Genomic DNA, 25,309 nt, shown 5'->3' with positions numbered 1-25,309 from the left:
CCCTGCGGCCGTCGGCGACGACCTCGCCGGAGACGACCGCTCCGCAGAGCCGTCGATCCGGGCCTCCCAAGGTTCACCATGCCCGTCGCGTCCCCCTGGAGCGGTTCTTTCGAGCCGCGACCCCGATGGAGACCACCCTCGCCCTCAACCCGGGCAACTCCGACATGGCGACGCGGCAGGCTCGACGGGTCGTCGATCTCGTGACGAGGGTCTCCGTCATGGCGATCTCGGTCGGAGGTTCGGTCTCGGAGGCCATCGCGATGGCCCTGCGCATCACCGCGACCTACGGGGTGACGGTTCACATCGACATCACCAACACCTCCGTCATCGTCACCCAGCATCGCGGCCTGGAGGAGGACCCCATCACCGCGCTGCGGGTCGTGCGCTCCCGCAGCAACGACTACCAGCGTCTCGGTGAGCTCCAACTCCTCGTCGACGACATCTGCGCCAGGACCGTCGGGCTGGAGGGGGCCGCTGATCGCCTTGCCGCCATCACCCGCAGCCCGCGTCTGTACCGGCAGTGGTTCGTCACCCTGAATGTGGGCCTCATGGGGGCCGGGTTGTCGACTCTCTTCGGTGGCGCCCCGATGGACGGTGCACTGAGCTTCTTCTCCACGTGCATCGTCGACGCCACCGTGCAGGCCATGGCGCGCAGGAGGATCACCAACTTCTTCACCCAAGCTGCCGGCGCGGGCATCGCCACTGCTTTCGCCCTGCTCGTCATGGTGTACATGGCGGCCTCCCACCACACCATTCCGCTGTCCCCCTCTCTCATCGTCGCATCCGGAATGGTCTCCCTGCTGGCGGGAGGTTCCTTCGTCGCTGCTTCCCAGGACGCTCTCGATGGCTACGTCGTCACCAGTTCGGGACGATTCCTGGAGGGGTTCGTGCAGACCGGCGGGATCATCCTCGGTGTCATCACCGTCATGTGGGTCGGACTGCGACTAGGCGTACCGGGATACATCTCGCCATCCCTGGGATTCTCGACCGATCCCATCCTGCAGATGGTCTGCGCAGCTGTCATCGCCGTCACCTTCGGTATCTCCTCCCACGCTGGTTACCGCACCCTGGCCATCTGCGCGGTACTGGGAGCTGCCGCGTGGGGCGGCTACATCATTGGCATGCAGCTGACGGGATCGGTGTCTGCTGCCTCGGGGCTCGGCGCCATGGTTGCTGGCATCATCGCCGCCCTGGGGGCCCGACGTTGGAAGGTGCCGCAACTCGGTCTGGTGACGATCGCCATCGTCCCCCTGATGCCCGGTGTCATGATGTACCGAGCGCTGTACATGATCGTCAACGCCCAGAACGGGACCGGCGTCGCCACGGGCGACGGCTGGACCCTCTTCCTGGAGGCCCTGCTGGTGGGAGTGGCGCTGGCCGTGGGCGGCAGCTTCGGAGCCCTCATCGCTCGCCCGTTCACCTTGCCAAAGGATCTGCGCTCCCGGCTGGCGACCCTGGCCTCCTGGGGTGCTGGCCAGGCCGTTCCGCGCGAACGGCGTCGCCGTCGGTCCCAGCCCCCGGCTGATCCGCGTCATCCGGCTCTCAACAATCCCGACAACGACCCGTCCATGACGGGAACCTGGGCGAGGTAGCGCGCCTGGCCGACGCCGTCCTCAGTCCACCCGGGTCATCCGGGCCTTGGGCACCGGGACACACCACCTGGCCACGAGCCCCAGCAGGACCGGCGGAACGACCACGATGAGTGCCAGCCAGCCGAGTGGCCATGCGACAGGCTGCACCGTGTCGGCACACGCAATCATGATGACGATGGGCACGAATCCCACGATCAACCCGAGCACCTGGCCGATACCTGTCGTGACGAAGGCCTGTGCCGCAACCATGCGTCGCAGCGTCGCGGTGGAGGCTCCCACCGATGCGATGGCAGTACGCGAGGCGTTAGAGTCCGACAAGGTCAGGGCAAGTACCACGGCTCCCACAAAGGTGGCCAGGAGCGCCCCGATGATCGCTGCCCAGCGCACGACGGTTCCCGAGATGTCCGCGTATCCCTCTTCCCAGAAAAAGTCGGAGGTGCTTCCGGTGATGTCCATCAGGGAGCGCTGCAGACGGTCCCCCTCCTCCGAGGTCGGGGGGTGTGGCAGACGAAGCCACGTGTCCGTCGTCTGGGTCTTCATGTCGTCGGGACTGACTCCCAGCACCTTGGCAGCAGTGTTGCGTCCGATGAGGGCTGGCATCTGGAGGCCGAGAGAGTTCTCGGGGGCCCTGATCGCCGTCACCTCGAGGTCATGGGCCCCATTCGGTCCACCGTCCTGGAAGACTGATTCCCGGGATCGCTCTCGCGCATCGGGTTGGAAGAGGATGATGCCCTCGTCAAGGGCCTTCATGACCTCATCATCGGCATTCTGCCCAGTCAGCAACTCGTAGAGGGTGCCATCGTCAATGACCACCGATGGGATGTACAGATTGCGCACATTCACATCGAGACTGTTGCTGCAGTTCTGTCCGTTCTTGTCGCAGGTGACAGGTTCCACCGCACGCTGGTACTTCACGGATGGCCCGAAGACTGCCTCAACCTGCTTGATCTCCTTGCTCATGCGTTTTCCAGAAACATGATGACCACCGGTGTCATCCCCAGCCAACACCGCCACGTTGGCGGCATAAGTCGGCTGGTAGTTGTTTCGCTCCTGGATGGCGATGCCGTCCGCCAACGTCACGAAGGCACATGCCAGGACGGTGATGGCCATCGACGCCGCTGCTCCGGCAACCGCCCTTCCCCGATTCCGGTTGAGATCGCGCAGCGCAAAGCGGAGCGACAGTCGCGAGGACGGCCGCCCAGACAGCCTGTCAACAAGCCGCGGCAGAGCCAAGATCGCGGCCAGGTACAAGATGACGATGGTGACGACGATCCCGATGTTGAGAGGGATGACGTCGTCGGAGCCCGACACGTGGACGAGATCGTAGACGACGACACCGATCCCAACGAGCACTCCAACGATCGCCACGACGGTCGCTGCGATCGGACGACGTGCTAGAGGGGCAGCTGCCTCAGCATGTTGAACCCCCATGAGGACGTCCTGCCGAGCCACCTCCCGCGCCGGGAACCAACAGGCGACCACCGCCGCCAACAGACCGATGACCAGGCCGATGATTGCGTACTCCCAGTCGACGCTGTAGGTCAGGAGGTATCCGGGATTGGCTCGGCGTCCGATGGCCACGAACGCATTGGCCACTCCGATGCCGAGCACTACTCCGAGCACCGCACCCGTCGAGCCGAGCAACAGTCCTTGGCCGATCATCACACCCATGAGGTCTCGTCGGGCTGCACCGGTGGTTCCCAACAGAGCGAGCATGCGACGCTGCTGGCGAGCCCCGATGGAGAAGGCAGCAGCAGCGATGGTGGCGGTGACGATCGAGGAGAGAACGGCGGCAGCCAGGACCAGGGCGAAGATCTGGCCGGCGACGAGGCCGTCATCGTCAGAGGCACTGTCGGATTTCCGGTCCTCGACGCCCAGGCCCGACGCGTTGAGTTTCGCGATCTGTTCCTTGGCGAGCTGCGGACCTCTGACGTAATAGATGAGATCCCCATTCATGACGAGTGGATCCTCGGGTCCCACCCAGAAAGTCGGTTCGTAGCTGGACCGGTCCCGCGTCAGCCCTGTGATGGTACGTTGACGACCCTCGATGGTGACGTGTGAGCCGATGGACCAGCCATACGTCTTCGCGGCGTCCCCGGAGACCCAGACGCTGTTGCCACGAGGCATCGGGCCACTCGGGAACTCCATGCGATCAGGACGCATGGCGGTCACGTCCATCCCCTTGACGGTGACCTCGAAGGTGGCAGATCGCCATGCCACGTCGACAGTCTGGGTCCGCAACGGATACAGCTCGTGGCCCGCGACGTGAAGGTTCTCCATCGCCTGCCGTTGACGAGCGTGCAACTCGGGAGTCGGCGATCCCTGGACGCCACAGTGAGCGGAATCCGGACCGTACTGGGAGCAATGACCATCCCAGTCCTCAATCGGCATGATGAGCATGTCGGCGTCGCCATACTTCGAGACGGCCTGGCCCTCCGTGGTGGTTCCATCGGCCTCGAAGATCGTGCCCAGCCCGGACATGATGGCCACGGGCAGGGCTATCAGCAGCACGATGAGCAGGGAACGCGCCTTGTGCTTGCGGATGTCCCGGACGGCCAACCGGGTGATGAGACGGCGGTGGGATCGTCCACGTGCGACGACCTCTCCGGAGAGTCGGACGGTGGCGCCGCTGTCGGGGGTGTTCTCGGTTCCCATCACCACTCCCCGCACTTCGGGTTGTGGCTGAGGAGTTCCATGGGGTCGCTGACGACCTGGGACTCATCGACGAGTTGGCCGTCACGCAGGAAGACCACGCGGTCTGCCCAGGCTGCGTGGCGTGCCTCGTGGGTCACCAGGACGACGGCAACCCCCTCGTCGGCAAGCGCCCGGATGAGGGCCATGATGTCGTCACCCGTCGCAGAATCAAGGGCACCGGTGGGCTCGTCGGCGAGGAGTACCCGGCGGTCCCCGACAATGCCGCGCGCGATGGCGACCCGCTGGCGCTGTCCACCCGACATCTCCTCGATGTGACGATCAGCAAGGTCGGGCAGACCGACACGTTCCAGGGCGATCTCAGCCGCATTGCGGGCACGCTTGGCCGATGCCCCGTCGAGTTCAAGGGGCAGGGAGACATTCTCGACCGCGGTGAGGGTGGGGACGAGGTTGTAATCCTGGAAGACGAAGCCGAGCTGACGGCGTCGCACCCGTGCCAGGTCGTCACGGGACATGCCCCTCAGCGGCTCTCCACATACGGAAACCGTGCCGGAGGTGGGCTGATCCAGTCCGCCGGCGAGGCCGAGCAGGGTGGACTTGCCCGAGCCTGATGGCCCCATGACGGCTGCGAAGGTACCGGGATTGATGCCCAGACTGACGTCGATGATGGCGTCGACCCGTTGCTCGCCCTCACCGAAGGAACGACTCACGTGGTCCAGGGACAAGACGGTGCGAGGCGCCGGAAGGGTGATCTCGTCAGCGGCGCGCGGCGGGGTCGACGTCATGCGGTTCAGGCCTCCTGGGTGACCTTGGGCTCTTCGGTCACGGCCTCGACGGACTCGTCACGGCGACGGCGAGAGGTCTGGATGGCCTTGGACTCACAGTGGTCGAGCCAGCGGATCTCGGCCTCGGCGACGAAGATCATTCCCTCAACGAGGAGCTGACCGGCGAGGTCTTCCTCGGCGACACCACGGCGGGCCTGACGGTATTCCTGCAACTGGTGCATGGTGGCGCGGCGCTGATCCTGGATGAGGGCAGCGACGTCAACTTCCTTCGAGGTGGCCGCAAGGGCAATCTTGATGGCCAGCTCGTTGCGCGGCGGATTCGCCGGGGTGATCGGGGTGGCGAACCACTTGCGCACCTCTTCGCGGCCCTCGGGGGTGATGGTGGCAATGACCCGACCATCGGGGGTCTCGTCGCCCCGGAAGCACAGCCGATCACGCTCGAGGCGGTCCAACGTTGTGTAAACCTGTCCAATATTTAGGGGCCAGGTGTGATTTGTGCGGCGATCAAACTCATTTTTGATCTCATACCCATGACGGGGCTTCTCAGCCAGCAATGCGAGGATGGCGAACCTTATGGACATGTGACCTCCGGGTGCCGTGGTGGAATCTTGGCCAAGACTCGCATACGCGATATCCACCAGTCAAGGAATCATCGGTTTTTGACCACATAGTGAGACATAGTGCAGATCAGGCGCCGACACCGACGTGGAGACGCCCCTCGAAAGCGCGCCCCAAGGTCACCTCATCGGCGTACTCCAGGTCGCCGCCGACGGGCAGACCGGAGGCCAGACGCGACACCGTCACACCCATGGGGCTGATGAGACGGGACAGGTAGGTCGCCGTCGCCTCCCCCTCGAGGTTCGGGTTCGTGGCCAGGATGACCTCGGTCACCGCCTCGTCGGCCAGACGCTGGCACAGCTCGCGGATGTGAAGATCAGCAGGACCCTTGCCGTCCAGCGGGGAGATGGCCCCACCCAGGACGTGATAGAGACCACGGAACTGCCGGGTGCGCTCCACCGCGATGACGTCCTTGGACTCCTCGACGACGCAGATCATTGCCTGGTCCCGACGCGGGTCGCGGCAGTACTGGCACACCTCGTCGGAGGAGACGTTGAAGCAGATCTTGCAGAACTTGGCCTTCTCCTTGACCTCGCGCAGGGCGTCGGCCAGTTCATTGACCTCCTCTGCCGGGGCGTCGAGGATGTGGAAGGCAATCCGCTGTGCACCCTTCGGCCCAATCCCGGGCAGCCGGGAAAGGGCGTCAATGAGTTCCTGCAGCGGACCGTCGTACATCAATTCTCCTGTCTGACGTGGTGGGGGTGGATCAGAGCCCGAGGCCCGGCATCTGTGGCATGAGGGACTGCTGCATGGTGTGAGCCTGCTCGGTGGCGTCCTTGACGGCAGCCACGACGAGATCGGCGAGGGTCTCGGCATCGGTGCCCTCGAGGGCCTCGGGAGTGATCGTCAGGGCATCGAGATCGCCAGTTCCGGTGACGGTGGCACGGACAAGTCCGCCGCCGGCAGTACCCTCGAAGCTGCTCTCCGCGAGCTGGTTCTGGGCCGCCTCGAGCTGGCCCTGGACGGACTGGGCCTGGGCGAGCAAGGCGCCCATGTCGATTCCGCTGAGGTCGAATCCTCCAGTGGTCATGATGTCTCCCATGTGTGTGGCCCCTGATCCTCGTCGGTGGGGCGGCCTGGTGTCGCCAACCACAGTAGCCGCTGATGACGACGAGTTCGCGAGTCAGTACGTGCCGTGAGCGCAATCACCTGGCAGCTGAGTCACGGTCGTCCGAGGTGTCGATGACGATCCCGCCCAGCTCACGCATGATGAGGTCCACCGGGCTCTCGTTGGACTCCTCCAGGACGGTGTCGTCCCACACGCCATCCTCCTCAGGAGGCTCCTCGATCTGAGCTGGACGATGATGAGCTGTCTCGAGGGGGCGCACACTCCCCTTGGCACGCTCACTCCAGCGGTGGGTGAGGCTGTGGGGCGCCTGCGCTGCAGCGTCCTGTGAGGATGCCGTGGAGGTGTTCTGCCCCCGGCCTGCGTCATGGGACTCACCGCCCTGTGCTGCCTCGACGTGATCCTCGGCGGGCACGAGGTCAGGCTCGGGATCGGCGGCCTCACCACTGTCGGGATTGGGAGCGCCCGCCACCGGGCCGGACTCGACGATCTCATCGCGGACGTCTCCGGACTGATCCTCGGCGGTGGAACCCGGGGCCGAGTTGTCGTCACCCGAGTCGGTGGGATGGGAACTGTCGATCGGCGAGTTCGAGGGCTCCTCCGAGGCATCAACGAAACTCGACTGACGGTCACCCGGTCGGTCCTGGGGAGCCCGACCGGGACGAGTAGGGTCCGGCTGACCGTCACCCCGTCCCGGGCCCTGATGTGTCGGACTCTCACGGGTGGCCCCATGATCGGGAGGTTCCGGAGCCCAGGAATCCTCCGTCGGGGGTTCCTGGGCACCCGGTTCCTCATGGAACTGAGGACGTACCGCCGCCGGAGGTTCCCCGATCACTGCGGTGAAGGTCAGGTCCGCTCCCAGCACCTTGACGACGGCGTCGTGGAGGATCTTGGGGTAGTTGCCGTTGGCGAACCGTTCCCGCGCTCCAGGGTTGGAGAACCCCAGGGTGGCTTGGTTCCCGTGGACCTCCAGTACCTGGGCGTAGCTGCTGAGGACCATCCACGCGACACGTCCGCCGTCCTTCACGGCCTCGAGCACCTGCGGCCACTCGCGACGCAAGGTCGTGATGTCGATGGCACCCTCGGCACGATCACTCTGGTTCCCAGAGGGTTGCTGCGGCGCAGCCGGGGAGGGAGGATCACGGCGGGTCTGGTCAGAGGTCTGCTGTTCCTGAGGCCTGGGCTGTTGGCGCTGTTCGGTCGCCGGGCCGCCATCAGCCGTCCCCTGCGGTCCCTGAGCATGACCTGGGCCATTCTGGGCGGGGTATGGCTGACCGCCCGGTTCGTTGCCGGGTTGGTAATCCCTACGGCTGGGGCGCGGGCGCCCGGACGAACGCTGTGCCGGCTGGGAACCGCCACGAGGCGCGACCGACTGTTGGGGAGGTCCGAACTGCTGAGGACGTTCGGCGGGGCGGGAGACAGGCTGGCTGGCGGTAGGGCTCTCGACGCGGTCGGCCTCGTCCACAGGACCCGAGACGCCGATCCTGCGCTCCAAGCGCTCCAGACGGGCATGGATGCCGCGGCCGCCGGTGTCAGCCGCAGGGAGCAGGATCCGCGAGCACATCAGCTCCAGGTGAAGCCTGGGAGCAGTGGTGCCGCGCATGTTCGTCAGCCCGGTGGCCAGAACCTCCGCGGCACGGGTGAGCTCGCCGGCGCCGAAGCCGGCTACCTGGTGGGTCAACCGGGTGGCCTGCTCAGGAGAGACGTCGATGAGGCCGGTCCGGCACGCGTCTGGGACGGCCGAGATGATGACGAGATCACGCATCCGGCGCAGCAGGTCCTCGGCAAAGCGGCGCGGATCTTGCCCCACCTCGATGATCTTGTCAATGGTGGCGAAGACCTCGTGGGCGTCCCCGGCTGCGAAGGCGTCAACGATCTCGTCGAGGAGGGCTTCGGGGGTGTAACCGAGCAGGGCTGCCGCCTGCTCGTAGCTGACGTGGCCATCGGCGGCGCCGCCGAGTAACTGATCCAGCACCGACAGGCTGTCTCGCACCGATCCGCCACCAGCGCGCACCACGAGGGGCAGGACGGCGTGGTCGACGTCGATCCCCTCCTTGACGCACAGCTCAGCCAAGTAATCGACGAGAACCTTCGGCGGCACCAGGCGGAAGGGATAGTGGTGGGTCCGGGAACGGATCGTCCCGATGACCTTCTCCGGCTCGGTCGTCGCGAAGATGAACTTGACGTGCGGCGGGGGCTCCTCCACGAGTTTCAGCAGGGCGTTGAAGCCCTGCGGGGTGACCATGTGGGCCTCGTCGATGATGTAAATCTTGTAGCGCGAATGCACTGGGGCGAAAAAGGCGCGCTCCCTCAGGTCCCGAGCGTCATCCACGCCACCGTGGGAGGCCGCGTCAATCTCGATGACGTCAATGGATCCGAGGCCGCCGCAGGCCAGGTCGCGACAGGACTGACACTTTCCGCAAGGAGTCGGCGTCGGACCTTGTTCACAGTTCAGCGCTCGTGCAAGGATGCGAGCGGTGGTTGTCTTGCCACAGCCACGCGGTCCTGAGAACAGGTAGGCGTGGTTGACGCGGTTGTTGAGGATGGCCCGCTTGAGCGGCTCGATGACATGGTCCTCACCGATGACCTCATCGAAGGTCTCCGGGCGGTAACGCCGATAGAGGGCCAACGGAGGTTCGAGCGGATCGTCGTCAGGACGGCTGTCGAGGATGTCGATGTCGGGGTCCTCCACGGTCAACTCCTGAATCCGTTCGATGGTGTCGGCATCGTCGACGTCACCCTCGTCCTCGTCGGTCTCCAGACCGTCGGGCTCGTCGGGAGCCTCAGGACCGTCCAGCAGACCCGGATCACGCGAATCCGGGGGAAGGTCGTCGTCAGGGGTGGCTTCGTCAGGGGGCATGACGGGGCGCGGCGGCTCCTCGTCGCCGAAAAGATCCGGACCGTCCTGTTCGAAGGCCTCAGGCTCGACGACCTCGTCCTCCATGCCCGGTTCAGGCACCCTCTCATCCACGGGAAGAACCCTAGTTGACGACTGCGACACAGTCTCATCAGTCCGACGAGCTCTGCGTGGAACAGCCTCAGCCGAAGAAGACCAGCAGAAGGCTGATGACCGTGACGACGGCGAAGGTGGTCCACGCGATCTGCACCGCAGAGCGCACCGGATGCCCCAACCGCTTGGCCTTGCGGCCGCACGAGGTCGTCACCAGCGGAGGGATGAAGAAGGCGACGATGTCCAGCCCGATAACCGTCCAGGTCAGCCATGCCGGGACCCCGCTGTCGTGGAGTTGGGGGTAACCGAGATTGGCTGGCAGCATCGTCTGGGCCATCATCCCCACGATGCCCGCAACGATGAACAGCAGTAGCGAGCACCAGGTGATGCCTGCCCAAATGGAGCCGGCTCGGTCGGTTGTGATGATGCGTTGCTGATCGTTCATGACGACCCTCCTTCCGGGCATTGACGAATGCCTGACGGGGGCGCGGCTGCCGCGGACATGAAAAGGGCTCCCCGCGCACCCGGTAGAGCCAACCTACCCTTGCTACCTCTCGGTCCTGGGGGAGTTCAGTCAGGTGCCGCCGCGCGGGGAACCGAGTTTCACTCTACCCGACGCCTCATCTGGGGAACAAGCCATGGCATTGCTGCACGAATCGCCATTGCCTGCAACGACACGTGGCTCGCCCTAGCATTGCTGACACGTTTTCCACGGCACAGGGAGGCATGATGACGAGGATCGATGTGTGGCTGTGGTCGGTGCGCGCCTACAAGTCCCGATCATTGGCCACTGGGGCCGTCAAGGGTGGCCACATTCGCCTCAATGGGGATCCTGTCAAGCCCTCCCACGACGTGAAACCCGGCGATACCGTCACCATCCACACCCCCGGTTGGGACCGGGTTCTCAAGGTCATCAATCCCATCGCCAAGCGGGTCAGCGCCAAGCTCGCAGTCGAGGCCTACGAGGACCTGTCAGCTCCTCGACCGACCTACCTATCTGCTCCCCCTGCTCGTCGTGACCGTGGGGCTGGACGACCCACCAAGAAGGACCGGCGCCAGATTGATCGGCTTCAAGGCCGTGACTCTCACTACTAGGGCCACCCCGCTCCCCGGATTGGCGCCGCGCGCGAAGTCCATGTATGTTACTCCGCGGAGGATTCGCCTAGAGGCCTATGGCGCTCGCTTGGAAAGCGGGTTGGGTTCACGCCCTCACGAGTTCGAATCTCGTATCCTCCGCGGTCAGCCCGCCTCTCGGATTGCGTGAGAGGCGGGTTCATGTTTTTGATGACGTTAGCGCATGTGAGCCGTTGATCTGGCTGGTTGTAATTTTTTGCTATCAGCCTAAGCGCTCACCAGGTCAGCAAGGATCGTGCCGTGGTCGATTTCAGTATTTTCGGCGACTATCAAAACCCCGTTGAATTCAATTTCTCAACAGCCGAGGGATTCTCCAGCCAGCTACGCTGGACCTCACAGCGTATAAACATCTTTGACGCACGGACGTCGCTTGCTGAGTCCATCGCCTCTCGAGAGTTCAGGGGATTCTTCGCCACCGTATTTGCGCTGAATATTCAGGTGTGCTCGGCGGACGCCATGGCGCTGTCCGAAGCATTGAGTACCGCCGCTGACATGGTGGACTATCTTGCCGAACAAGCTCGTGACTTCGCCTCGCAACATGACGATTTTGGCGATCACGTGCGCGATTTCTTCACAGGCGTCGATGTCCCGCCTGATCTCACACCTGCCGAACCTCCGTCACTTCAGTTACTCCAACCGCCCGTGGCAGGAGATCGTCAGCAGAACCGGTCAATGCGAGGTTCATCGGGTGGAGTATCTTCAGCAGACCCCAATGATCTCACCAGCGCCGCACAGGTGTTGGGAGAGGCTGCAGTCCAGGTACCGGCAGGATCAGTCCTAGCAGGGTGGTTCGACGACTTCACCGCCCAATGTAAGTACGGCATCGTAGAAGTCGGGGATCTGTTCGCCCAGCTGGACAGGTGGCGAAGCCTCAATGATGGAGACGTCGAGTGGTTGTACGCAGTGGCCAAAGCCTTCCAAGCCGCTGGTTCTGGGGTCATCGCCTTGCCCAACACTGCCTTACGCACCGCCTTGCGCGCTGCTGGAACCCCCTTGTGGCGAACCGACCTAGGTGTAACCACCACACAGGTTAGGTACATCGGGCTGGTCAGAGACAGCTGTGGCTGGACACGGGCGAGGGCCTCTGGGTGGAGTGTGTTGCTACCACACAAAGCACGACTCTCAAGAGGCCCTCATGACCCATCGTAATGCCCCGTTGTCCGAAACCGGACGTTTGCGCCTGGCCTGCTGCATCGTCGAGGATGGCTGGCCCCTGCGTCGGGCCGCCGAACGCTTCAACGTCAGCGTCACCACGGCCCAACGCTGGGCACAGCGCTACCGCGCCCACGGGCCGGCCGGAATGCGTGATCACTCCAGCCGACCCCACCACCAGCCCCGACGGGTCTGCCGTCGCACGCAACGACGGGTGGTGGGATTGCGCATCACCCACCAGTGGGGCCCAGCACGCATCGCCTACCACCTACGCCACCAGCACCTCGGCGTCTCGACTGTCGGCAAGATCCTGCAACGCTACGGATGCCCACCCCTGACCTGGATCGACAAGGCCACCGGCGCCCGGCTACGCGCCCGGCCCACACCCGTCTGCTACGAACACGACACCCCCGGTTCCGACATCAAGAAGCTGGGCCGGATCCCCGACGGCGGCGGCCACCGCATGGTCGGATGCGCCCAAGGAGTACGCAACCGTGGCCGATCCGCCAGCGGGGGTGGGTATCACTACATCTACAACGCCGTCGACGACTACTCCTGCCTGGCCTACGTCGAGGTCTTCAGCGATGAGCGCAAGGACACCGCCGCCGGGTTGTGGACCAGGGCCCAGGCCTGGTTCGCCAGCCAGGGCATCACCGTCAAGCGGGTCCTGACCGACAACGGCTCCTGCTACCGGTCCAAAGCCTTCAACAGGGCACTCAAAGACACCCACATCATGCACAAGTACACCCGGCCCTACACGCCCAAGACCAACGGCAAGGTCGAGCGGTTCACCAGGACCCTGGTCGCCGAGTGGGCCTACGCACGGCCCTACGCCAGCGAGACCGACCGCCTGGCCGAACTCCCCGGCTGGCTGCACCACTACAATCACCACCGCGGACACACCGCGCTCAAAGGCACATCACCCGCCGACCGCGTACCTAACCTGTCCGGCGATTACACCTAGACCTCACGTCCCCGGGGCTATCGGGTATCGATCTGCGAACTGGATACCTCGAGGACCCCGTCAACTCGGCGACCGGTAATTTCATCGAGCCCGAAACCGATCTGGCCTTCACGGCAGCGTCAGCGCCCCTTGCTCTCAGCAGGATGTACAACTCTGTCCAGGCCGTTCGGGGACAGGGCGGGGTCTTTGGCCCGGGATGGGCCAGCGTCCTTGACCAGTGCCTACTCGTGAAGTCGGGGTGCGTCGAGTGGGTGCGTGAGGATGGCAGGCACATCGTATTCCCCCTACAGACCGCACAGATGACTGTCCCGCCAACGACTGACCAAGAGTCCGGCCTGGCGGAGGACGACACAAGGCCCGTCGAACAATGGCGAGCGCAGGGCAATAATCTGTGGCTCGGTCGCGTTCCCGTGTCACAGCTTCCCAAGTCCCTTCGCGCCCCGAAAGCATCGCACTGGGTGTGGATAATTTCAGACAACCACGGAAGCCGATGGGTCTTCACTGAGAGCGGCGCATGGGTGAGCAGCGGATCCTCGCAAAGAAGCATCGTGCATGCCACGCGAAAAGACGACCTCGTGACTGCGATAGAAACGTCATGGGGTCGCAAAATCACGGTGTCGTATGACGGCACTGAAGTGGCATCGGTTACTTCCAGTGATGGTCGTTGCGTCCAGTACTCCTACGACGACCAAGGTCGACTCGTTGAGGTGAATGGCCCCGGTGGTTCACGACGTTACGAGTGGGATAACGCACTAATCACGACTGTGGCAGACGCATCTGACACCACGGAATGCATCAACAACTATGACGACCGCGGCCGAATCTCGTCCCAACAAACCGCGAATGGTCGTACCGTCTATTTCAGGTATTTACCTGGGGGCGTCACTGCCGCCAGCGATGCGGATGGCGCCAATGCAAACACATGGATCTGTGACGCTTACGGTCGCACCACAGGTGTGGTCGACGCCCATGGTGGCCACGTTTCGATGGCCTACGATTCTTTCGGCAACATGGTGCGTTGCGTCGATCGAGCTGGAAACGTTACCTCACACCGTTATGACCAGCGAGGGAGACTGACGCACACGGACCTTCCCACTGGAGGCACGGTCGACTGTTCTTGGGACGATGCGGACCGGCTTGTGAGCACAACCTTGGCAAATGGCGCCCGGACTACGCTCGACTACGAGGCTGCTGACCGTGATCCGGTGCGTGTCACGGATCCGTGCGGTGGCGTCACCTGCTTGGAGTGGAACAACGGGTTGCTCCTGCATGCCATGAATCCTGTCGGTGTAAGCCTGAGGTTTTCCTATGACCATCATGGGGATCTAGTGTCTCTAGAGAATGCCGATGGGAAAGCTTGTCATCTCATCCGCGACGACGCGGGACGTATCGTCAAGACGATCTCACCGGGTGGCGTGACGACGCGGTTTGGCTACGACGATGCTGGTCACCTGCTTAGCGTAATTACACCGGATGGTGCGATATGGGCACATCGTCGTGATGCGGCCGGTCGCCTGATCGAGTTAGTTGCTCCCGATGGCGGGAGCACAAAGTGGGAGTATCGCCCGGACGGCCAGATCGCCAGGGTCATTGATCCCCTTGGTCACGTCATTAAACACTCCTACGATCATTTGGGCAACGTGGCGGGCATGCAGCTTCCCGACGGCAACGTTTGGGGCTTCGCCCACGACGCGCTGTCGCGGTTGATACAGATAGTGGCCCCGGACGAGGCTCGGTGGACTTATGCCTATGACGTTGACGGCAACCTTTCTGGCGTCAACGATCCAGCCGGTTTTGCTAGCGTCTTTACCGATGGCCTCACGACCAGCATCATCTCGGACGGCCACGGGCACCAGCTCCACCGCATAGATACCGACCCCTATGGCCTCCCCACTGCCGTGACCGATGCCACTGGTGCCCAGCAGATCGTCACACGTGATTTGTGTGGCCGCCCAGTTGAGTTCCAGAACGAGTCTGGCGCGGTTACCTATGTGGAGCGCGATCTGGCAGGCCGTATTGTTACCCTCATCAGCCCCACAGGGCTGCACACGAGCTACCGCTATGACGCGTGTGGACGGATGATTACCGTCACCGATCCTGCAGGGGGCGTGACGAGTTATTCCTACACCCCGGATTTCCAGGTGACGACGGTGACCGATCCAACTGGTGAGATCGCGCGTTACGAGTACGACGCCATGGGCCGTGTTGTGCTCAGTCATGTTCCCGGCGCCGGGGTGAGCCAATACCGATACGACTCATGCGGCCGACTCGTGTTCAGTTGCGATCTGGTGCACGGAGCGCGTCACTTCAGTTACGACCTTGCTGGTCAGCTCGTGACAGCGACTAACCCGGCTGGGGGCGTATCGCGGTACGACTACGACCGGTGTGGCCGACTCGTAACCCGCACCGATCCGCGGGGGGAGTCACCGAATATACCTGGGACAAGACCGGGGACCTAGTCACGATCAACCGCCCAGATGGCACGATTGCCAGTCGACGTCTCGGCCCTAAGGGCGTCGAAGAATACATTGATGACCAACTAATCAGTCGTATCCTCGTCACTCCGGCGACCCGTACGATCACCATTGATGACTACACTAATCCAGCTTCACCGTGGCGCCACCTGTTTGGGTACGACCCACGTGGACTGCTCGTGACCCATAGCATCTTCCCCATATCAGACGACGAATTCACCGTGGATGAGAGGGCAGCCTCCTCATCCGAGCAATGGTGCTACAACGCCGAGGGACGTCGTACGCGTCATCTCACGTTGGCCGGTGACTCCATCGATTACGCGTACACCAGCACCGGAGAGCTGGAGTCGATTCGTCATTCCCAATTGGGTGAGGTGAGCTTGGAGTGGGACGGGCCCGGCCGCCTCACGAAGCTGGGCAGCCCTCTCGGCCAACAGCAGTGGGGGTACGCTGACGGCTGGGTTACCCACCACACCACCTCCCACGGTTCCACGACTATCAGTCGTGATGAGTTGGGTCGGGTTTTCGAGGTGACTACTCCAGACGGTAGTGTCTGCTACGGGTATGATGGCGCGGGCTCGCTCACATCCGCCGTCGGTACTGACGGATCGAGCTGCCGATGGGACTATGACTCTGCAGGACGACTCGTCGAGATGACCATGAGAGATCCCATGCGTACTCAGATCTGTCACCTTGGCTACGATGTGGCCGGCGAGCCCGTCAGCAGGGTGATGCGGCTCGACAACCGTGGCAACACAGTTGAGACGCACTACCGCTATGACAGGTGCGGGCGACGCGTCGCGGCTGAGTCCTCGGAGGGTCAGTGCCAAGAGTTTAGGTGGGATTCGCGAGGCTGGCTTGCAGAGGTGCGGGTCGTCACGGCTGAACGATCCCAGGAATTCATCACCCATGTTGACGCTTTCGGATGCCTGGCCGAGATGTCAGGTCCTGCCGGACGAACCCCCATTATCTGGGATCTGGCAGTCAACGAGCCGGGATTGGTACAGGTTGGCGACATACCTGCGCTGCCGCTTCCCGACGGCAGTGTTCTGACCCCACTGAGTGCAGACACTGATCAGGCTAGGCAGTGGCGTCAACCGGCAACTGACCCCCTCGACCCGTATACGTTGGTCCACGAGCACCTGACGTCGGATGTCAGCACGGAGGGAGGCCATCTTGGTGTAGCTGGTTTAGCATGGATGGGAGCGCGTGTTTACGATTCCGCCACGGCGGCTTTCTTGACCAGTGACCCGCTTACGGCACCGCCAGGATCCCTGTGGGAAGCCAGCGGTTACGGATACGCCGCCACCAACCCCCTTGTACTAGCTGATCCGTTAGGTCTCAGACCCGTCACCGATGCCCAGATGCGCCAATTCGCGGGCACCATCGACACTCGGAACTTGTGGGACCGCCATATCCACAACGTGTTTTCCGGGGAGACCCTCAAGGGAGTTGGCCTGGCCGCCATCGGAGGAGTCCTGATGTGTTTTGGCGCCGAATTACCCGGGGCGATGCTACTCGGCGCCGGAACCGACATGGTGTACCAGCAAATCGTCAACGGTCACGTCGACTACGGACAGGTCATCTTATCCGATGCGTTGGCGCCTATAGGAGGCTCTGAATTCGGCGAAATCGCAGGCCCCGGGGCCCAATCCCTATTCGCTCGCGGCATAAAGATAGGCGCAACTCAAGGATTCGCCATGGGGAACTATCACTGGCAAACATCACCAGGGCCCCACAACGCCGAAAGCTATCTCGAACACGTAGGCGGAGAAACACTCAGCGGCGCCGCCTTCGGAGGCATCACCGCTACGATGGGAGAAAAAGTATACGATGCCCTCCCAGACTCAACACTCGCCAAGCCTTAAAGCCACACAAGAAGGTATTCTGTAGCAGTTCAGCACAAATATGTACCCAAGTTGCAAGGAGTCACGATATCAATTCGACGAATATGCTTCACCCACCCAGTCCTCCTGAATTTTGGGATTCGGATTTTCCTCTGACCAAAAACCAGAAATTCACTTAGATATTCAGCAGTACCCGCAGTGTCGAATTTGTACTGTCTCACCAACGCCCTGAAGGAGTACAGCCAGCAGAGACGGTAATGGATGATTGTATGCTGTGACAGGCATCCTGACATCCTAGATCTTGCATCTAACACCAACAGTACGATGATGAACTACTATTACCCTGTGATATAAAACCGCCATTTATGCGAATCGATTCGTCGGAAATTGGGGGAGTTGACCCTAGGAAAGATGGCGAAGATACATTCCGACATGAATATCTTGATAGACCGGATTATCAGTAGGGCACCGCATTGTTCCGAACAAGTGGTTATAGTTCATTTGAAATCATCATCTACAGACAGGCAAAAGTACATACCGGTTCACAGCATCGCTCAAAATATATAATATCGGAGGTCGATGGTCTCACCACTGTTCCCTGACGGGCACATGTACATCGAGACCTTTAACGCCTCCCTCACGCTATATCTCGCTTTCACCCCAAGACGCCTGAAACGCTGGCATTCCCGACTTATCAGGCGCTCTATCGTCTGGTAAGTCGGGAGAACGACGAAGCGATCGACTCCGGCAACCCGAAACCGGCATCGGAAAGCTCGACCAGAGACAATGGTTTCACAACTATCTACTTCAGATCACCTGCGAGTAGGGCCTTTTGCGCTTTTCTACCTTGGATCTGAATCCTTGTCAGGCCCGGAAGCATTCGTAGAACCTCTGCCCCACGGATCATCAGCATGGCGGCCATCCTGCAAAAAAGGCTGAACACGTTCAGAATTCACCGGATTCCCTTGCTGCCTGTCCCAGATTTGCGCTTGCTGCCCTTGATGCTGCGGTTGCCCATATGCCGGGTACTGCACGGTCGCGGGTGCCCCTGCAGACTTTGCGCGCATCTTCTTGGTACGTCTCTTATGACCCAGGTGGGAAGCAACACCCCCGATCAGGCCGATGAGCGCCCCTACGACGGTATAGCCCCGACGGTTCTCCGGTAGGAGGATCCCCCGTTACCTTGCTGGTGACCCCGTAAGGAGGGGTCACGGTCGCCGGGCCCGGCATGACTTGCTGCCCCTGTCTCATGAATGATCCGGGGGGTGTTGTCACCGGGCTTGGTGGCGCCAGCCGACCGCTGATAGGGACACGGCCTGCTTCAAAGGTCTCTTCGTAACGTGGGTGCCGGCAGCTGATGCATCACCACCCGGGCGACCGTTCATCTCGGGATGGAAGGATGGCGGTTGTCATGAATCAGGACAGCGGCTTCGACATCTGGTGCGGGCTGGACGTTGGCAAGACCGGCCACCACGCCTGCGCATTGGATGCTGCTGGCCGGAAGGTCTTCGACAAGCCCCTGCCCCAGGACCAGAAGCGCCTCGAGGAACTCTTCGACAAGCTCCAGACCCATGGCCGGGTCCTGGTGATCGTTGACCAGCCGAACACAATCGGAGCACTACCCATCGCGGTCGCCCGGTCCATGGGAATCCAGGTCGCCTACCTGCCCGGGCTGGCCATGCGCCGCGCAGCAGACCTCTACCCGGGCAACGCCAAGACCGACGCCCGCGACGCGTTCGTCATCGCCGACACCGCGAGGACCATGCCCCACACCCTGCGCCGGGTCGACGCCGGCGAGGAAACCCTCGCGGAGCTGAAGGTGTTGGTCGGGTTCGACGAGGACCTCGCCGCCGAAGCGACCCGGCTGTCGAACCGCATCCGAGGATTGCTCACCCAGATCCACCCGGCCCTGGAACGCGTTGTCGGACCCCGGTTGACCACCAAGCAAGGCCTCGCGGTGATCGAGCAGCTCGGCGGGCCCCAGGCCATGGCCGCTGCGTCGAAGTCCAAGCTGCTGCGGGTCATCAGCAAGGCCTACCCGCGCGGCGCCCAAGAGTTCGCCGATGCCATCACCACCGCCCTGGCCGAGCAGACCGTCATCGTTGCCGGAACCGCCGCAGCCGAGCAGGTCCTGCCCCAACTCGCTGCATCGCTGCGCCAGACGCTGGACCAGCGACACGCACTCGCGGCGCAGATCGAACAGGTTGTTGATGCTCACCCTCTTGCCGAGGTCCTGACCTCGATGCCAGGCGTCGGGGTCAGGACCGCAGCACGGATCCTGCTCGACGTCGGCGACGCCTCCCAATTCCCCACCGCCGGACACCTCGCCGCCTACGCCGGACTCGCCCCAGTCACCCGACGATCCGGAACCAGCATCCGCGGCGAGTTTCCCGCCCGCTCTGGCAACAAACACCTCAAACGAGCCCTGTTCCTGTCCGCCTTCGCCGCACTGCGCTCAGACCCCACCTCCAAGGCCTACTACGACCGCAAACGAGCCCAGGGCAAGAAGAAGCACAACCCCGCCCTCATCTGCTTGTCACGCCGACGCTGTGATGTCCTGTTCGCCATGCTCAAGAACCGGGAGCCCTACCGGGCCCCCACCCCAACGCGAGAGCCATCACCCCTGCCCCTCGCCGCTTGACGGGGAACATAGGGACACCCCCCGACGCAGCACCGGTAGGTCGCTCACTCACCGCCTTCATTCCCGATTTCGAGTCCTTGACATCAGTCCACGTGACAGTATTGCCGTCAACAGTACTTGAGCCTGAGTGGCTGAGCACCTTTCCAGGAAATGTCACTGAAACTTTAAAGTCCGCCACCGGGAATTTATCGAGTTCAACATAGTTGAAAAACTTCGAACCGATTGACAGCGACACTCTGTCTGCATCGAAATCCAGCCCCAGCCCGACGCCTCGCGCGGCCTCCGCAGTCGTGTCGACTGAATATTCGCAGTTAACGTAGTTCTTGTCCTCGACGAACTTGGGTTTTTGACCACGTGCTTTATCGGACGCAGACACCTCGAAGAGTTCCTCGCAATCAGCGAAATCCGAAGGCTTGTTGCCCGCCTTCGCTATGTCCGCCTTGGAGATGCCGTAGACGAACGTTGAGCGTACATCGTTCTCGTTCTGAATCTCCATGCCGTAATTGAATCTTCCGGCTCCCATCAGGAGAGGGGCGAGGAGGCTCACCAGAGAGCACCACACGCGGCGCGGACGATTGAGCATGTTCCACAGTTAATCACACAAGACAGTCAGCTTCAGAGCGCATCGCCTCGAGCCCGAGGCGTACATGACCGCGTATACGACTCCGTCTGGCCTGTAGCCACTCCACATCAACGAGCGACCCAAGCGTTCCGATCAGCCCCTGTCCGCGTGGCCCATGCACACGATGCAGTACACCTTGGCATGAAAAAGCATGCGAAGGCCAGGAATGGCATGAGAAGTACACGTCACCCATCTCTCCACTGGATATCGAGTTAGTCATCGTAGCAATCCGGCGGTTGAATCATGGCGTTGAGATGAGAGAGCGCATCAGGATGAGTGTCAAAGAACTTCTTGTGTTCTGCGTACAAGCGCCCGCCAACCGTATTACGCCATGCTTGAGCCTCATCTTCCCAGTCGGGATCAGTGATAGCAGTTCCGGGTAGCTCGAAACGACGGTGATGCAGTTCTTCAATAATCCGAAAATATGCCAGTGAATAGTCAAAACGATTGTAATCGATATTGACCGTCGTTTTCCCATCCCATAGCTTGTAGCGCTGTGTACCAATATCAAAGCGCGTCACTTCATCAAAACGAACCTCGCGGTAGAACACCGTGCCAAATCGAGTCCACACTTTATCGCGATCCACACCGAACCTGCGCCACAGCCCGTTAGCGAGGAAGATGTATCCGAATATGGCCACCAACAATGTGAGTAGCACTTCCGAAATATCTCCGTTCTCACCACGTGAGAATCGCGTCACGGCTCTCACGAAACCTGTGGTGAAGGCAACCGCGAGGATGATGCCAGCAGGCACCATAATCTTAGCCTGTGAGAAAGTCCGTGAATCATAAGGATCTGAGCTCATCTTTCGCAATGCACGCATAAGCCGTTGTTCTCGTGGAACATCAATCACTGGAAAAGGCAACGAATCCTGACCATACACACGTGGTTGAACTTCCATTGTCTTCCTCTCCATCGAATAACATCCTTGATGCCGTTAATCGGGTCCTGAATCCCTATACTCGATGATGTCCTTTAAATGAAGATCACCGAGAATGCTCACGAAAACGTCGCGCAATAGCCCAAATCGTCGTGCTTGAGCACACTAACTCACGATCCGCCGGCAACAACAGTAATAGGGCTGTCCTGAACCTGATAGTTGCCGATCTCTGCACCGATACTACACGACGCCGGATGCAAAGCGGTCACGTCATGACCGTCCGGGGTGATGGACACGGCACCTGAGCAACGATCCGTCAGTCGAAGGTTCTCCAACTTACCGCCAGTAATATCGCTGAGGATGCTTGTCGGATTTGACTTGAAAGGCGTCGTGTAGATCGGCGTCATCTTATTTTCACCCGCCGGCCACGTTCCTAGAATCGTCACTGGTATCGCCGATCCTTCTTTGACTCGCGAAGGTATTTTGATCCTCATGGTCTGCAGCCGTTGCAAAGAGTACGAGGTCGAGGTGTCAGCGTCATCATTTAACGCCTTGTCGGTAGCTTGCTGCTGATCTTGGAGCCACGTCTGCAGGTTTTCCTGATTACTGATCGCGGCTTCCTTTGCCGAAAATTTCGCTGTGACCGTCACCGGCTCTTCCTGTGAAAGAGCCTCCAGCGTGATTGTCCACCCACATTTGGCGTCGATGGAAGTCAGGGCCGGGCTGTGTGACGCAACCTTGACAGTGTCGTCCCATGTTGCATCGGGGCATGAATGGGCTGAGCTGACCACCTCGAGCACATCTCCCCTCACGGACTTCTTGATCGTGCGATAGGTGAGAGTGTACTTCACAGTCCCCTTGCTGACTGTCGCTGCTCGCGAAACATTCAGCCCAGACGGGTACGTTTGCATCGGCAACGAGGCGCTCAGTCCGTCAACCACTTTCGTCCCCTGCTTGTCGGCGTTTCCCGAGCCGCTGCCAGCCATCATCCATACGATGACCACTGCCGCGATGACGAGAATTACTGCGGCATAGATGATGATTCGGTGTGTGCGGCTCGACCACCACGACTTCTCGGTCGCCTCTTCTACCGGCAGGTCATCAAGCGTCTCCCCATCTATCCCCGGACCGGCCTTGAGCACAGTGGCCGAGGCAGAAATACCAAGGGTGCGCAGATGCTCCAGATCGATGGGGGCTTGTCCATCGTCGAGCTTGGCGAGCGACTTCTCGTCACTCCCTGGAGTCGTCAGTGACGTCGCTTGCCGAAGCATGGTCATGGTATGGGGAGCCAATGTCCCCTCGGGCACAGCTAGCGGCGGCTGCCCCTCAACGTCGACAATGATGTCATCCACCAGGTTGACGACGTCATTGTCTGACAGGCGATCGACCGGATTCTTGGCGAGCATCCCTCTGACAAGGCCCCACACCTGGCCGTCTAGCCCCGGAATCACCGCCGGGGTGGAGTGCACATGGCGCTCAGCAACGGAGTACGGATTGTCATCGCCCGTGCCGAATGGCAACTGACCTGACACCATCTGGTAAAGCGTCACGCCCAAGGCATACACATCGGCACTCGGGCTCACCACATTGTCACTGATGAGTTCAGGCGCCAGGTAGTGCGCTGTTCCGACCAGGTGCGTAGCCGTCGATGACTCGCCAAGGATCTTCGCGATTCCGAAATCTGCAACCTTCACCCCAGGGTTCTGGATGCCGTCGGGATTGGTGAGAATGATGTTGTCCGGCTTGATGTCACGATGGACGACCCCACGCCCATGGGCGTAAGACAAGGCCTCAACCACCTGACGGGTCACCGCCAATGCAGCGCCGGGTGCCATTGATCCGGTCGTCACTAACTGCTCACCAAGAGTGGGCCCGCTCGCCAGCTCCATGACGATTCCGAGCATGCCCTGGTCAACGATGAGGTCACGCACGGCAACAATGCGCGGATGCTCGAGTTCGGTGAGGGTATGACACTCGTTGACGAACCGCTGGACCAATTGCGCATCATCGTCAAGGCCGGAACGCAAAATCTTAATCGCAACGCGGTCCTCTTTAGCTCGATCGATTCCCTCAAATACGTACCCAGAAGCACCCTGGCCGATTTTGCGAATAGCCTGATATCGTGACCCGAAATCGAAGGGTAGAAGAATTCTCACCGGCGGCCCCCTGTATTCACCGTGACGCCCTGGATGAGAGTGGCAGCACCATTTTGGCATCCGTACCCACGTGCCTCACTCATCGTCGCTGCTGGATGTCTCGGCAGGCGCACACCCAGCAGGTCCCCGTCATAATCAAGATCCGGCACAAGGAGGACTCCCAGCCGAGACTTGCGAATCTGCCCGGTCCAGTGGCTGTACAGGGTGGGCAGATCGTTGTTGCGACCTGCCACGATAAACAGCAAAGACGAGTCTGGAACGGCCAATACTCGCGCCAAGGTCTGGCTCTCGTCAGCGACCAGGTGAGCATCATCGACAATGATGATGCACGGCTCGGGTTTAGCGCTCTGTGTTGCCACCAGATCCACGAGTTGCTCGGGGAGCATGACGCCAGGCAGCATCTGGTGCAATGGTGAGCGACGCGGGGCCCCTACGAGAATTTTGGTGTCTGGGAACTGCTTCGCCAACATTTGGTGGATTGCGGCAAGCATCGTGGACTTGCCGCTGCGAGCCGGTCCGCTAATGAGCACGTGCTCTCCTGCGAAGGCTTCCAGAACATACGGATTGAGGTCACTCTCGTTTATTCCGACGGGTATCTGCCATTTTTCGTCACCCAGGGCGAGGTGGCTGACCACCTGTTCGGGCTCCACGTGCTTCGGGAACTCCTGCACCAAGGGAGGTAGCCCGTCGGCTCCCCAAAACTCGTTGATCGCCGCTATGACAGCGTCGATGTCGTCAGGAAGCCCGACATGACCGTGATGCGCCCGGGTTGTCGAGACGAACCGTCCAGGCAGGTTGGCTGGATGGTTGTCCTTGTCCACAGTCGGGTGATACTCAGAACTATCGGCTAGTTGGTACAGCCATTTCTGGCCGGTCAGGTCACTGATGGCTGGCGGTAGCGCCTTAAGACGCGTCGTCGTCGCAACGCAGTGAATGCCCACTGCCGGACCTTTGGCCCAGACCTGATAAAAACTCTCAAGTAACGACATGTCGGCCACATCGCTGTAGCTTTCACGTAATGTGGCAAATCCGTCGACGAGGACGAATAGTTGCGGGAAAGTGTCATGAGGACGGGAACTGCGCCGCTCCAATTCTGTCGCGATGTAGCGCAACACTCGTTTCTGAAGCTGACGGCTCTCACTGGTGCTGCCCGGTCCGGCATAGCCACGAACGTGGGCAAGCTTCTCCAAATTGTCCAGCGATGCTGTGAAGACATCCAGTATGACGATGTCGGCATCGCCGGGGGCACAGGTGTCAGCAATCCTCAATGCCAATGAGGTCAACGTACTGGACGTGCCGGACCCTGGCATACCCGCTAGAACAAGGTTCTCGGTGGCAAACCTCCACCCGGAGATGTACTGACGCTGGTGTTCAGGGTCATCAAATAGGGCAACGTCAAGGACCGTCGACTCTGGACCAGGGACCACTCGCTGTCCCCGATGGCTCGCGGGACGATAATGTTCCAGGGCGAGTTCGACATGGTCGGAAAGCGGCTCAGGCCACACCCTACGTGCCGAACCGAATCCGAGTTTGTCATTGGCCTCGCCGATCCATCGGATGAGGACATCCATGTCACTAGCCTCGCCGCCATTGGACCGGATGGCGTGCTCCTCAGGAGTGTTTCCCAAAACCATCGGATCCACATGGAGATCTTGAGAACCACTAGCCCCACTCACACCAGGTACCAGGGCCGTCTGGATTGGGGTGATGTCCTCTTCACCCAGCTTGATATAGGCGCGTCCCTTCCAGTTCCGCGGCCAGGTGTGGCCTGAGAC

Annotated in this window: 14 protein-coding genes, 1 tRNA gene, 1 other RNA gene and 4 pseudogenes; 7 read left to right on the top strand and 13 right to left on the bottom strand. The window is 61.4% G+C overall.

Annotated features, from left to right (window positions below; genetic code table 11):
- Positions 1-125 precede the first annotated feature (125 nt).
- Positions 126-1,592 carry a threonine/serine exporter family protein gene (locus ACP8ML_RS01210; RefSeq protein ID WP_065673354.1) on the top strand — a complete coding sequence of 489 codons (1,467 nt, stop codon included), beginning with the start codon at positions 126-128 and terminating at the stop codon, positions 1,590-1,592.
- Positions 1,593-1,613: 21 nt separating this feature from the next.
- On the opposite strand, the gene ACP8ML_RS01205 is transcribed toward ACP8ML_RS01210, so the two are convergent.
- From ACP8ML_RS01205 to ffs, 8 genes are all read right to left on the bottom strand, one after another.
- Positions 1,614-4,247, bottom strand: a complete 2,634-nt coding sequence (locus ACP8ML_RS01205) for an ABC transporter permease (protein WP_117189821.1) — start codon at positions 4,245-4,247, stop codon at positions 1,614-1,616.
- Complete coding sequence (locus ACP8ML_RS01200; protein WP_117189820.1) at positions 4,247-5,029, bottom strand: ABC transporter ATP-binding protein; 783 nt, start codon at positions 5,027-5,029, stop codon at positions 4,247-4,249. Before ACP8ML_RS01200 ends, ACP8ML_RS01205 begins: the two co-directional genes overlap by 1 nt.
- A gap of 5 nt (positions 5,030-5,034) precedes the next feature.
- Positions 5,035-5,610, bottom strand: a complete 576-nt coding sequence (locus tag ACP8ML_RS01195; protein WP_065673326.1) for a PadR family transcriptional regulator — start codon at positions 5,608-5,610, stop codon at positions 5,035-5,037.
- 106 nt (positions 5,611-5,716) lie between these two features.
- Positions 5,717-6,322, bottom strand: a complete 606-nt coding sequence (gene recR, locus ACP8ML_RS01190; protein ID WP_004810355.1) for a recombination mediator RecR — start codon at positions 6,320-6,322, stop codon at positions 5,717-5,719.
- Positions 6,323-6,353: 31 nt separating this feature from the next.
- Positions 6,354-6,677, bottom strand: a complete 324-nt coding sequence (locus tag ACP8ML_RS01185) for a YbaB/EbfC family nucleoid-associated protein (protein ID WP_081302640.1) — start codon at positions 6,675-6,677, stop codon at positions 6,354-6,356.
- A gap of 115 nt (positions 6,678-6,792) precedes the next feature.
- On the bottom strand, positions 6,793-9,657 hold the full coding sequence (locus tag ACP8ML_RS01180) for a DNA polymerase III subunit gamma and tau (protein WP_065673352.1): 2,865 nt from the start codon (positions 9,655-9,657) through the stop codon (positions 6,793-6,795).
- Between the two features lie 94 nt (positions 9,658-9,751).
- The gene (locus ACP8ML_RS01175) at positions 9,752-10,129 is read right to left on the bottom strand and encodes a hypothetical protein (RefSeq protein ID WP_004810352.1); all 378 of its coding nucleotides are present in this window, start codon (positions 10,127-10,129) and stop codon (positions 9,752-9,754) included.
- A gap of 38 nt (positions 10,130-10,167) precedes the next feature.
- Positions 10,168-10,264, bottom strand: an RNA gene (ffs, locus tag ACP8ML_RS01170) — signal recognition particle sRNA small type.
- 128 nt (positions 10,265-10,392) lie between these two features.
- Between ffs and ACP8ML_RS01165 the strand changes: the two genes are divergently transcribed.
- The 6 genes and pseudogenes from ACP8ML_RS01165 to ACP8ML_RS01140 all read left to right on the top strand — a co-directional run bounded on the left by ACP8ML_RS01165 (position 10,393) and on the right by ACP8ML_RS01140 (position 19,875).
- A complete protein-coding gene (locus ACP8ML_RS01165) occupies positions 10,393-10,758 on the top strand; it encodes an RNA-binding S4 domain-containing protein (RefSeq protein WP_117189819.1) in 366 nt (121 codons plus the stop codon).
- 56 nt (positions 10,759-10,814) lie between these two features.
- A tRNA-Ser gene (locus ACP8ML_RS01160) sits at positions 10,815-10,899 on the top strand.
- A gap of 138 nt (positions 10,900-11,037) precedes the next feature.
- Positions 11,038-11,820, top strand: a pseudogene (locus ACP8ML_RS01155) (DUF6531 domain-containing protein); the annotation flags it as partial.
- Between the two features lie 112 nt (positions 11,821-11,932).
- Positions 11,933-12,913 carry an IS481 family transposase gene (locus ACP8ML_RS01150; protein ID WP_486702959.1) on the top strand — a complete coding sequence of 327 codons (981 nt, stop codon included), beginning with the start codon at positions 11,933-11,935 and terminating at the stop codon, positions 12,911-12,913.
- Positions 12,892-17,255: pseudogene (locus ACP8ML_RS01145) on the top strand (DUF6531 domain-containing protein); the annotation flags it as partial. The gene ACP8ML_RS01150 and the pseudogene ACP8ML_RS01145, both read left to right, overlap by 22 nt.
- Before the next feature lie 1,390 nt (positions 17,256-18,645).
- On the top strand, positions 18,646-19,875 hold the full coding sequence (locus tag ACP8ML_RS01140; RefSeq protein ID WP_486702934.1) for an IS110 family RNA-guided transposase: 1,230 nt from the start codon (positions 18,646-18,648) through the stop codon (positions 19,873-19,875).
- Here ACP8ML_RS01140 and ACP8ML_RS01135 read toward each other — a convergent pair.
- The 5 genes and pseudogenes from ACP8ML_RS01135 to ACP8ML_RS01115 all read right to left on the bottom strand — a co-directional run.
- Positions 19,805-20,398, bottom strand: coding sequence for an LppM family (lipo)protein (locus tag ACP8ML_RS01135; protein ID WP_486703061.1), 594 nt, complete (start codon positions 20,396-20,398; stop codon positions 19,805-19,807). The genes ACP8ML_RS01140 and ACP8ML_RS01135 overlap by 71 nt on opposite strands.
- 311 nt (positions 20,399-20,709) lie before the next feature.
- Positions 20,710-21,414, bottom strand: coding sequence for a hypothetical protein (locus ACP8ML_RS01130; RefSeq protein ID WP_138774594.1), 705 nt, complete (start codon positions 21,412-21,414; stop codon positions 20,710-20,712).
- A gap of 134 nt (positions 21,415-21,548) precedes the next feature.
- Positions 21,549-22,289: a hypothetical protein gene (locus ACP8ML_RS01125; protein WP_249361155.1), complete on the bottom strand. Its 741-nt coding sequence runs from the start codon at positions 22,287-22,289 to the stop codon at positions 21,549-21,551.
- A 459-nt stretch (positions 22,290-22,748) separates the two neighbouring features.
- Positions 22,749-23,594: pseudogene (locus ACP8ML_RS01120) on the bottom strand (serine/threonine-protein kinase); the annotation flags it as partial.
- 176 nt (positions 23,595-23,770) lie between these two features.
- Positions 23,771-23,935: pseudogene (locus ACP8ML_RS01115) on the bottom strand (ABC transporter ATP-binding protein); the annotation flags it as partial.
- Between the last annotated feature and the right edge of the window lie 1,374 nt (positions 23,936-25,309).

Source organism: Cutibacterium sp. LaCa_255 (assembly GCF_057458005.1).
This window is presented reverse-complemented; position numbering and strand designations above follow the sequence as displayed.

Excerpts from the sequence above, each read along its gene's own strand:
- ACP8ML_RS01130 (WP_138774594.1), bottom strand. The coding sequence starts at position 21,414 with ATGGAGAGGAAGACAATGGAAGTTCAACCACGTGTGTATGGTCAGGAT.
- ACP8ML_RS01185 (WP_081302640.1), bottom strand. The coding sequence starts at position 6,677 with ATGACCACTGGAGGATTCGACCTCAGCGGAATCGACATGGGCGCCTTG.
- recR (WP_004810355.1), bottom strand. The coding sequence starts at position 6,322 with ATGTACGACGGTCCGCTGCAGGAACTCATTGACGCCCTTTCCCGGCTG.
- ACP8ML_RS01210 (WP_065673354.1), top strand. The coding sequence starts at position 126 with ATGGAGACCACCCTCGCCCTCAACCCGGGCAACTCCGACATGGCGACG.
- ACP8ML_RS01165 (WP_117189819.1), top strand. The coding sequence starts at position 10,393 with ATGACGAGGATCGATGTGTGGCTGTGGTCGGTGCGCGCCTACAAGTCC.
- ACP8ML_RS01205 (WP_117189821.1), bottom strand. The coding sequence starts at position 4,247 with ATGGGAACCGAGAACACCCCCGACAGCGGCGCCACCGTCCGACTCTCC.
- ACP8ML_RS01195 (WP_065673326.1), bottom strand. The coding sequence starts at position 5,610 with ATGTCCATAAGGTTCGCCATCCTCGCATTGCTGGCTGAGAAGCCCCGT.
- ACP8ML_RS01150 (WP_486702959.1), top strand. The coding sequence starts at position 11,933 with ATGACCCATCGTAATGCCCCGTTGTCCGAAACCGGACGTTTGCGCCTG.
- ACP8ML_RS01140 (WP_486702934.1), top strand. The coding sequence starts at position 18,646 with ATGAATCAGGACAGCGGCTTCGACATCTGGTGCGGGCTGGACGTTGGC.
- ACP8ML_RS01200 (WP_117189820.1), bottom strand. The coding sequence starts at position 5,029 with ATGACGTCGACCCCGCCGCGCGCCGCTGACGAGATCACCCTTCCGGCG.
- ACP8ML_RS01175 (WP_004810352.1), bottom strand. The coding sequence starts at position 10,129 with ATGCCCGGAAGGAGGGTCGTCATGAACGATCAGCAACGCATCATCACA.
- ACP8ML_RS01125 (WP_249361155.1), bottom strand. The coding sequence starts at position 22,289 with ATGCAAACGTACCCGTCTGGGCTGAATGTTTCGCGAGCAGCGACAGTC.
- ACP8ML_RS01180 (WP_065673352.1), bottom strand. The coding sequence starts at position 9,657 with ATGGAGGACGAGGTCGTCGAGCCTGAGGCCTTCGAACAGGACGGTCCG.
- ACP8ML_RS01135 (WP_486703061.1), bottom strand. The coding sequence starts at position 20,398 with ATGGGAGCCGGAAGATTCAATTACGGCATGGAGATTCAGAACGAGAAC.